At 71.5% G+C, this 8,991-nt stretch carries 11 protein-coding genes; 8 read left to right on the plus strand and 3 right to left on the minus strand.

Annotated elements, in window-relative coordinates:
* Window positions 1-82 precede the first annotated feature (82 nt).
* The 3 genes from ACFWW9_RS44540 to ACFWW9_RS44550 are packed head-to-tail and all read right to left on the minus strand — an operon-like array spanning window position 83 to window position 2,458.
* Window positions 83-352, minus strand: a complete 270-nt coding sequence (locus tag ACFWW9_RS44540; RefSeq protein WP_390389439.1) for an HPr family phosphocarrier protein — start codon at window positions 350-352, stop codon at window positions 83-85.
* Between the two features lie 34 nt (window positions 353-386).
* Window positions 387-1,682, minus strand: a complete 1,296-nt coding sequence (locus ACFWW9_RS44545; protein ID WP_390389441.1) for a PTS transporter subunit EIIC — start codon at window positions 1,680-1,682, stop codon at window positions 387-389.
* A complete protein-coding gene (locus ACFWW9_RS44550; protein ID WP_390389442.1) occupies window positions 1,679-2,458 on the minus strand; it encodes a GntR family transcriptional regulator in 780 nt (259 codons plus the stop codon). Before ACFWW9_RS44550 ends, ACFWW9_RS44545 begins: the two co-directional genes overlap by 4 nt.
* 154 nt (window positions 2,459-2,612) lie before the next feature.
* Here ACFWW9_RS44550 and ACFWW9_RS44555 point away from each other — a divergent pair, with 154 nt between their 5' ends.
* From ACFWW9_RS44555 to aroQ, 8 genes are all read left to right on the plus strand, one after another.
* Window positions 2,613-2,849 (plus strand): glucose PTS transporter subunit EIIB, encoded by a 237-nt coding sequence (locus ACFWW9_RS44555; protein WP_390389444.1) that lies wholly within the window; start codon window positions 2,613-2,615, stop codon window positions 2,847-2,849.
* Window positions 2,846-3,301 carry a PTS glucose transporter subunit IIA gene (locus ACFWW9_RS44560; RefSeq protein ID WP_390389446.1) on the plus strand — a complete coding sequence of 152 codons (456 nt, stop codon included), beginning with the start codon at window positions 2,846-2,848 and terminating at the stop codon, window positions 3,299-3,301. Before ACFWW9_RS44555 ends, ACFWW9_RS44560 begins: the two co-directional genes overlap by 4 nt.
* A gap of 186 nt (window positions 3,302-3,487) precedes the next feature.
* Entirely contained in the window at window positions 3,488-4,057 is a 570-nt protein-coding gene (locus ACFWW9_RS44565) for a prepilin peptidase (RefSeq protein WP_390389447.1), read from the plus strand.
* Between the two features lie 13 nt (window positions 4,058-4,070).
* Complete coding sequence (aroC, locus tag ACFWW9_RS44570) at window positions 4,071-5,270, plus strand: chorismate synthase (RefSeq protein WP_390389448.1); 1,200 nt, start codon at window positions 4,071-4,073, stop codon at window positions 5,268-5,270.
* Window positions 5,267-5,770 (plus strand): shikimate kinase, encoded by a 504-nt coding sequence (locus ACFWW9_RS44575; RefSeq protein ID WP_390389451.1) that lies wholly within the window; start codon window positions 5,267-5,269, stop codon window positions 5,768-5,770. Before aroC ends, ACFWW9_RS44575 begins: the two co-directional genes overlap by 4 nt.
* Window positions 5,771-6,535: 765 nt before the next feature.
* Window positions 6,536-7,408: a DNA glycosylase AlkZ-like family protein gene (locus ACFWW9_RS44580; RefSeq protein WP_390389453.1), complete on the plus strand. Its 873-nt coding sequence runs from the start codon at window positions 6,536-6,538 to the stop codon at window positions 7,406-7,408.
* Between the two features lie 55 nt (window positions 7,409-7,463).
* Entirely contained in the window at window positions 7,464-8,570 is a 1,107-nt protein-coding gene (aroB, locus tag ACFWW9_RS44585) for a 3-dehydroquinate synthase (protein ID WP_390389456.1), read from the plus strand.
* Window positions 8,567-8,991, plus strand: a 425-nt coding sequence (gene aroQ / locus ACFWW9_RS44590; RefSeq protein ID WP_390389459.1) for a type II 3-dehydroquinate dehydratase, incomplete at its 3' end; no start/stop codon positions are given. The genes aroB and aroQ, both read left to right, overlap by 4 nt.

Consider the following 8,991-nt stretch of genomic DNA (forward strand, 5'->3'; position numbering starts at 1 on the left):
CCGCGCGCCCCCCGCGACCGCGACTGTGGCCGGGCGACCGACCTGGACTCACGGCCTCTCCCCCTGGTGCGGCTCGGGCGAATCAGCCCTCGTCGAGATCCGTGGCGATGATCTCCGCGATGGCCTCCAGCGCGGAGTCCGCGCCTTCGCCGTCCGCGGACAGCACCACTTCGTCGCCGTGCATCGCGCCGAGCGTCATCAGGCCGAGCACGCTCGCGGCCTCCACCGGCTGGCCGTCGTCCTTGCGGATGGTGACCTTGACCGGTTGACCGGCGGCGGCCTTCGCCAGCAGTGCCGCCGGTCGGGCGTGGAGCCCGACCTTGCTCGCCACGGTGACCCGTCGCTCAGGCATGATCCGTCCTTTCCTTGGTGCTCCCCGAGGGGAGTCAGTCCCTCAGCGGCTTGCCGGAGGTCGTGGAGGTCTCGGAAGCGGTGACGACGCTGGGGTCGGCCTCCGGGTCCTCGTCGTCCTCGCGGCCGGGGGTGTTCAGGTTCCACTTGGTGATGACGAACCGGAACAGGAAGTAGTAGATCACCGCGTAGACCAGGCCGAGCACGATCAGCAGGTACGGCTTGGTGGCGATGTTCCAGTTCAGGATGAAGTCGATCGCACCGGCCGAGAACGAGAAGCCGTCGTGGATGCCCAGCGCGTTGGCGACGGCCAGCGAGGTGCCGGTCAGGACCGCGTGGATCAGGTACAGCGGCCACGCCACGAACATGAACGCGAACTCGAGCGGCTCGGTCACACCCGTGATGAACGACGTCAGGGCCGCGGAGCCCATGATGCCCGCGATGATCTTCTTCTGCGACGGGCGAGCGGTCTGCCAGATGGCGAACGCGGCGGCGGGCAGGGCGAACATGAAGATCGGGAAGAAGCCGGTCTGGAACGTGCCCGCGGACGGGTCGTGGGCCAGGAACCGGTTGATGTCGCCGTGGACGACCTTGCCCGTGGCGTCGGTGAAGTCGCCGAACTGGAACCACACGACGTTGTTGACGATGTGGTGCAGGCCGAGCGGGATCAGCAGGCGGTTCACGACGCCGTAGAGGCCCGCGCCGATGATCGTGCTGCCGGTGATCGCGTTGCCGAGGCTGGTCAGGCCGCTGTTGAACAGCGGGAAGAGCAGGCCGAGGATCACGCCGACGATGATCATCACGCCGGCGACCATGATCGGCACGAACCGGCGACCGCCGAAGAAGGCCAGGTACGGGGGCAGCTTGATGCGGTGGTACCGCTGCCAGAGCACCGCCGTGATCAGACCGACGACGATACCGCCGAGGACTCGGTAGTCGATGAACTTCTGATCAGCGGGCAGAGCGCCCTCGGCGAGCGGGAGGACCAGCGGCGAGAGTGCCTTGAACACGCCCTGGAGCACCACGTAGCCGACGACGGCGGCCAAACCGGTGGAGCCGTCGCCGCGGCGGGCGAAGCCGATCGCGATGCCGACGGCGAAGAGCAGGGGGAGGTTTCCGAAGATGGAATCCCCTGCCGCGCCGATGACCGCGGCCACCTTGTCCCAACCCAGACCGTCCTTGCCGAGCAAGTCGGCCTGACCGAGTCGCAACAAGAGACCGGCCGCAGGCAACGCGGCGATCGGCAGCATCAGGCTGCGACCGAAGCGTTGGAGCGTGGCGAGTCCCTTGATCTCACGACCGCCGGTCACCTGTGGGGCGCTGGCGCTCATCGAGTACCTCCCTTGGCGGAGTGCGGTCCGGAACCCGGGACGGTCCGGTCCAATTGCATCGTCACCTGGTAAAGATCGCCCCGGTACCAGGAAGTCATGTCCTCGACCGGTCGGCCCAGCGAGCTGGTGACGCGGCGGAAGACGAGGAGCGAGCTGCCCTTGCGGACGCCGAGCAGCTTCGCGGTCTCGGCGTCGGCGCTCTCGGCCCACACCGTCTGCTTGGCGTGGTCGAGCTGGACGCCGTAGGTGTCGGCGATCAACGTGTAGAGCGAGGTCGACAGGTCGTGGCGGCGGAGACCCGGCACGACCCTCGGGTTGTACCAGCCCCGCTCGACGGCCAGCGGGACGCCGTCGGCCCTGCGGAGGCGGACCAGTTGGTACGCGCGCTCCCGTGCGTTCAGGTCGAGCGCGCTCGCGGCGGCCTCCGGCGGCACCGCCTCGTCGAGGCTGATCACCTCGGTGGCGGGGGTCATGCCGCGCTTGCGCATGTCGTCGGTGAAGGACTCCAGGTACAGCTGGACGTCCAACCTGCGGCGGGCCGTGAACGTGCCGCGGCCCTTGGCTCTCGTCAGCAGGCCCTCGGCGACGAGTTGACCCACCGCCGCGCGGACGGTGATGCGGGACACGCGATACTGCTCCGCCAGATCCCGTTCCGACGGGATCGGCGAACCCGGCTGGAGTTCCTGTTCCGCCACTCGGCGCAGGATGTCGCGCAGTTGGGCGTGCTTGGGCTTCGGACCGTCGACGATCCTCGTCGGAGTCTCCCGTTCGCCCATGTGCACCTCCCCGCGCTCGCTTGCCGGCGACCTCATTGGTACTTTCCGGTCTAGACCAGTTTGTGCGGGGAGAATGCTCTCCGTGCGGAGTGGGTGTCAACCGCCGTTACGTGACCGTGGCCAAGCGGTGTCACCAGTCGAGAGAGGACACGAAGTGGCTGACGAGAAGGCGGAGAAGATCCTCGCCGCGCTCGGCGGGGCGTCCAACATCATCGAGATCGAGCCGTGCATCACGCGCCTGCGGTGCGAGCTGAACGACGGGTCGGTCGTCGACGAGAAGGCGCTCAAGGCGTTGGGGGCGCACGGGGTCATGCGGCAGGGCAACGTCGTGCAGGTCATCGTCGGCCCCGAGGCGGACACGATCGCCAGCGACATCGAGGACCTCCTGTGACCCTCGGGGTGGGCAGCCCGGTCGCCGGTCGGGTCGTCTCGCTCACCGAGGTCCCGGACCCGGTCTTCGCCCAGGCGATGGTCGGACCGGGCATCGCGGTCGAACCGGACAGGGTCGCCGCGGACGTCGTGTCGCCGGTCGACGGCACGATCGTGACGCTGCACCCGCACGCGTTCGTCGTGGCCACCGAGAGCGGCGCCGGGGTGCTCGTGCACCTCGGCATCGACACGGTGAAGCGCAAGGGCGAGGGCTTCACCCTGCACGTGGTGAAGGGCGAGACCGTGCGCGCGGGGCAGGCCATCGTGAGCTGGGACCCGGCTGAGGTCGAGGCGGCCGGGTTCGCGCCCATCTGCCCCGTCATCGCGCTGGACGCCCCGGCGGACGCGCTCGGGGACCTCTCCGAGGGCTCCACGGTCGCCGTGGGCGACCAGCTCTTCTCCTGGCAGCGCTGACCACGCGCGGGTGCCCTTCGTCGCCATGTGGCGCATCGAAGGGCACCCGCGTGACGTCGGCCGCCCCTTCCGCGGGTCGTTCCGGTGAACGCGCTCGCGAGGTTCACCCGTACGGGGCTCTGTGAACGGTCCGTTCGGCGGTGCTCCTCCTTGTGGACCAAGGGGTCGAGGCCGGACCGTGGACCCATGCACTGGACTGTTCTGGGATTCCTGGCCGGCGCCGCGGGCGCGTGGTTGCTGAAGCGGTTGCGCCGAGGCGCGGACGTGCGCTGGCTGTGGTGCGCGGTGCCGACGTCGGCGTTGTGGACCGTCGCCGCCCTGCGCCACCCGCCGCCGCACTGGCTGGCGGTGACGCTGGCGCTCGGCTGGTTCGCCGTCCTGCTCACCGCCACCGACCTGCTCCACCGCCGATTACCCGACGCGCTCACGCTGCCCGCCTACCCGGTCGTGGCGGCGCTGCTCGTGTCCTCGGGGCTCGAGGTCGGCCTGCGGGCCCTCGTGGGCGCCCTGGTCTTCGGGCTCGGCCACCTGGCCGTCCGGGTGCTCGCGCCCGGCTCGCTCGGCGGTGGCGACGTGAAGCTCGCGGCGCCGCTGGGCGCGGTGCTCGGCGCGGTCTCATACGGGGCTCTAGCGGCGGGTGCCATCCTCGCTCCCGGCCTGTCCCTGCTGGTCGGGCTCACTCGTCCGGATGGCGGGATTCCGCACGGGCCGGGTCTGCTGGCCTCGACCTGGCTGCTGGCGGTGTTCCCACTGTGAAAGGATTCGTCCCGTGCTGCGCTGGATCACCGCTGGGGAGTCACACGGACCCGCCCTCGTCGCCGTGCTGGAAGGCATGGTCGCGGGAGTGGAGGTCACCACCTCGGACCTGACCGTCCAACTGGAACGTCGGAGGCTCGGCTTCGGCCGCAGTCCTCGGATGGGGTTCGAGGCCGACGAGGTGACCATCCTCGGCGGCGTCCGCCACGGCCTCACCCAGGGCGGCCCGATCGCGGTCACCATCGGCAACAGCGAGTGGCCGAAGTGGGAAAAAGTCATGTCGGCCGACCCGGTCGACCCGAGCCAGCTCAAGACGACCGGCCGCAACGAGGCGCTGACCAGGCCCCGGCCCGGCCACGCCGACCTGCCGGGCATGCAGAAGTTCGGCTTCGACGAGGCCCGTCCGGTGCTGGAGCGGGCGAGCGCCCGTGAGACGGCCGCGCGCACGGCGCTGGGCACGGTGGCCCGGAACTTCCTCAAGCAGGTGTTCGACGTCGACATCATCAGCCACGTCGTCTCCATCGGCGGGGCGAGGACGCCCGAGGACGCGCCCGTGCCCGGTCCAGGCGACCTGGCCGCGGTCGACGCGAGCCCGGTCCGCGCGTTCTCCGAGGAGGGCACCGCGGCGATGGTCGCGGAGGTCGAGGCGGTCAAGAACGCGGGCGACACGGTCGGCGGCGTCATCGAGGTCATCGCCTACGGCCTGCCGCCGGGCCTCGGCTCGCACGTGCACTGGGACCGCAGGCTCGACTCCCGGCTCGCCGCCGCGCTCATGGGCGTGCAGGCGATGAAGGGCGTGGAGATCGGCGACGGCTTCACCACGGCCACCCGATGGGGCAGCCAGGCGCACGACGAGATCGACCGAGGCAAGGGCCCGTCGGGCGTGACCCGGCGCAGCAACCGCGCGGGCGGTCTGGAGGGCGGCATCACCAACGGCGAGCCGCTGCGCGCCAGGGTGGCGATGAAGCCGATCTCGACCGTCCCGAAAGCACTGTCCACTGTGGATGTCCGCACCGGCGAGGCGGCCGTGGCGATCCACCAGCGCTCGGACGTGTGCGCGGTGCCGCGCGCGGGCGTCGTGCTGGAGTCGGTCGTCGCGCTGGTCCTCGCCGAGGCGGCGCTGGAGAAGTTCGGCGGCGACTCCATCGCGGAGACCAAGCGCAACGTGGCGTCCTACGTGGAGGCGCTCGAAGCCCGCTGGGAGGGCCTGTGACCACGCCCGCGTACGTCGTGCTCGGTCCACCCGGAGCGGGCAAGACGACCGTCGGGCAGCTGCTCGCGGAACGGCTCGACCTGCCGTTCCGGGACGTGGACGAGGACATCGTGGTGTCCGCGGGCAAGCCGATCTCGGACATCTTCACCAGCGACGGCGAGCCCGCGTTCCGGGCGATGGAGGAGCAGGCCGTCGCGGACGGACTGAAGACCCACGAGGGTGTGCTGGCGCTGGGCGGCGGCGCCATCCTGTCGGCGGCGACCAGGGAGCTGCTGGCGGGCCACACCGTGGTGTTCCTCAACGTCGGCATGGCCGAGGGCGTCAAGCGCACCGGCCTGTCCAGCGCCCGACCGCTGCTCACGGGCATCAACCCGAGGGCGACGTTCAAGGCGCTGCTCGACGCCCGGCTCCCGCTGTACCGGGAGGTCGCGACGATCGAGGTCGTGACCGACCACCTCGAACCGGACCAGGTCGTCGACGCCGTGCTCGCCGCGCGCTGACCCGTGGAGGCGACCCGCGCCGAGGTGCTGGCCCACCGCGCCGCGGCGCAGGACCTGCACGGCGGGGCAGCGGTGGCCACCCTCGACGTGCTGGCACTCGGCTTCGCCGACAGCCCGCCGAAGACCGGCGGGGCGGGCCTCGCGGTCCGCGTCGGCCCGTACTTCCCCGGATCGGGGATGGGCGCCGGCCGATCCGGCACGGGCGGGCACGAGCTCGGGCTCGATCGGCCGAACGCGGGCGGGCCTGGCTCGACCGGTCCGGACGGTCCGGGGCTCGACGGTCCGAGGCCTGCCACGTCGGAACCAGGCAGTCCAGGGCTCGACGGGCTGGGGTCGGCCTGGCCTGACAGGTCGGGCATGGGCAGACCGGACCTTGCCGGGCCTGCGCCGAGTGGCGCGTACCTCGGTGGGCCCGAGCTTGGCGCACGGGACTTCGCCGGGCCTGGCCTCGGTGGGTCGGAGCGTGGTGGGCGGAACCTCGCCGGACCGGATTTCAGCGGACCTGCCCCCGGTGGGCGGGACTTCGCCGGGCCGGGACTCGGCGGGCGGGATGTCGGCCGGTCCGGCTTGGGTAGTCCTGGGTTTGGTGGGCGGGATGTCGGCGGGTCGGACCTCGGCGCGCTGGGTCTTGGTCAGCCTGGGCAAGGCGGGCGGGGCTTTGGCGGACCGGAGTTCGGTGGGGCGGACCTCAGCGGGTCGGGTCTCGGTGGGCGTGCGTCCGGTGGGTCGGGGCTTGGTGGAGTCGGGCTTGAGCGACTGGTTCGAGTGCTGAGTCTGCGGGGTGCGCCGCACCTGCATCGGGCCGCGGACCTGCCGGTGTTGCGGCGGGAGTTGCGGCCGCGGACGGCGGAGCAGTTGGCCGCGTGGGTCGGTGGGTTTCCCGTGCCCGAACTGGAGCCGTTGGACCTGTTGGTGGAGTTGTTGCACCGCGAGTTTCCCGGCGAGCGGGCCACCAAGGGTGAATTGTCGGCCGCGGTCAGTCCGTTGCTGCCCGCGGATTGGACGCCGTGGTGTGAGCGGTGCGGGGTGCGGCACGTCGTGGACGGGCTGTTTCGGGTGGGCACGTTGTTGGCGGGGCTTGAGTTGGAGCCCGTTGGGGCGAGGCTGGTGTTCCGTGCGCCGTCCGGGGCGGTGCCCGCCGTGGAGGCCGAAGGAGAGCCGACGCTGTTGCGCGCCTACGCGCGGCTGGTCGGGGCGTTCGCGAAGGCGGACGCGGTGAAGTGGTTGGGCTTTCCGCCGTCCGGGTGGCCCGAAGGGCTACGGCCGGTCGTGGTGGAGGGGCGGAAGCTGCTGGCGGTGGAGGACGTGGTCGAGGCACCACCGCCGCCCGCCGGGCTGCTGCTGTTCCCGCGTGACCCGTACCTGCTGGGGCCGCGGTGGCTCGTCGCGCCGGACGCCGCCGTGGCGCGGCGGGTGTGGCGGGCGGTCGGGAGTCCCGGCGCGCTGGTCGTGCGCGGCGAGGTGGTGGGGGACTGGCGGTACGCGTTCAGCGGTCGCACGGTGATCTTCCGCGTGCGGGGCTGGCGGAAGGTCCGGGGCGAGGCGCGGAAGTCGGTGCGCGAGCAAGCGGAACTGCTGGCCGCGGTGTGGGGTGGGTCGGCGCTCGAGCCGGACGTGGTCGAATGGGAGTCGTCCTGAGCAGGGCGCACGGGAAAGACCGTTGGGGAATCTCGATGAACGAGGGAGAACAGTGATGGGCGAGCCGGTGCGGATCCGCGTGGCCGCGGAACGACCGTACGACGTGGTGGTGGGGCGCGGTCTGCTCGGCGACGTGGTGGAGGCCGTGAAGGGCATCGCCAAGATCGCCATCATCCACCCGCCCACGCTGGTCGAGACGGCCGAGGCGCTGCGCGAGGCGCTGGCCGAGGCCGGGGCCGACGCCCACCGCGTCGAGATCCCGGACGCGGAGGACGGCAAGGACCTCCCGGTCGCGGGCTTCTGCTGGGACGTGCTCGGCAAGATCGGCGTCGGCAGGCAGGACGCCGTGATCGGCCTCGGCGGGGGAGCGGTGACCGACCTCGCCGGGTTCGTCGCGTCGACGTGGATGCGCGGCGTGAAGCTGTTCAACGTCCCCACGACGCTGCTCGGCATGGTCGACGCGTCCGTCGGCGGCAAGACCGGCGTCAACACCGCGGCGGGCAAGAACCTGGTCGGCACGTTCTACGAGCCCACCGCGGTCTTCGCCGACCTCGCGACGCTGGACACGTTGCCGCGCAACGAACTCGTGGCGGGCATGGCCGAGATCGTCAAGGGCGGCTTCATCGCCGACCCGGTCATCCTCGACCTGATCGAGGCGGACCCGCAGGCCGCGCTGGACCCGGCCGGTCCCGTTCTGGAGGAGCTGGTCCGGCGCAAGATCCAGATCAAGGCGGACGTCGTGTCCGCGGACCTGCGCGAGTCCGACCTGCGCGAGATCCTGAACTACGGCCACACCCTCGGACACGCCATCGAGCGCCGCGAGCGGTACAAGTGGCGCCACGGCGCGGCGATCAGCGTCGGCCTGGTGTTCGCCGCCGAACTGGCCCGGCTCGCGGGCCGCCTGGACGACGCGACCGCCGACCGCCACCGGTCGGTGCTGACCTCGCTCGGCCTGCCCACCACCTACGACCCGGCCGCGCTGCCGCAGCTCATGGAGGGCATGCGGGTGGACAAGAAGAACCGGTCCGGCGTGCTCCGGTTCGTGGTGCTGGACGGCCTCGCCAAGCCCGGCAGGCTCGAAGGCCCGGACCCGGCCCTGATCGCCGCCGCGTACTCGGCCGTCGCGGCCGAGCCGACGACGGGCGGGGGCGTGCTCCTGTGAAGGTCCTCGTCCTCAACGGCCCGAACCTCGGCAGGCTCGGCACCCGCGAGCCGGACGTCTACGGCAGCACCACGTACGCGGACTTGGTCGCCCTCTGCGAGGGCACCGGCCACGAGCTGGGGCTGGAGGTGGACGTCCGGCAGACCGACTTCGAGGGCGAGATGCTCTCGTGGCTCCACGAGGCCGCCGACCACCGCTACCCGGTCGTGCTCAACCCGGCGGCGTGGACGCACTACTCGATCGCCGTCCGCGACGCCTGCTCCCAGCTCACCGCGCCGCTGGTCGAGGTCCACATCTCGAACGTGCACAAGCGCGAGGACTTCCGCCAGCACAGCTACATCTCCGCCGTCGCCGAGGGCACCATCCTCGGCCTCGGCGTCCAGGGCTACGCCCTGGCCCTGCGCCGGCTGGCCTCCAAGGG

This window comes from Umezawaea sp. NPDC059074 (assembly GCF_042738955.1).
In the GTDB taxonomy this organism is placed as follows: Bacteria; Actinomycetota; Actinomycetes; order Mycobacteriales; family Pseudonocardiaceae; genus Umezawaea.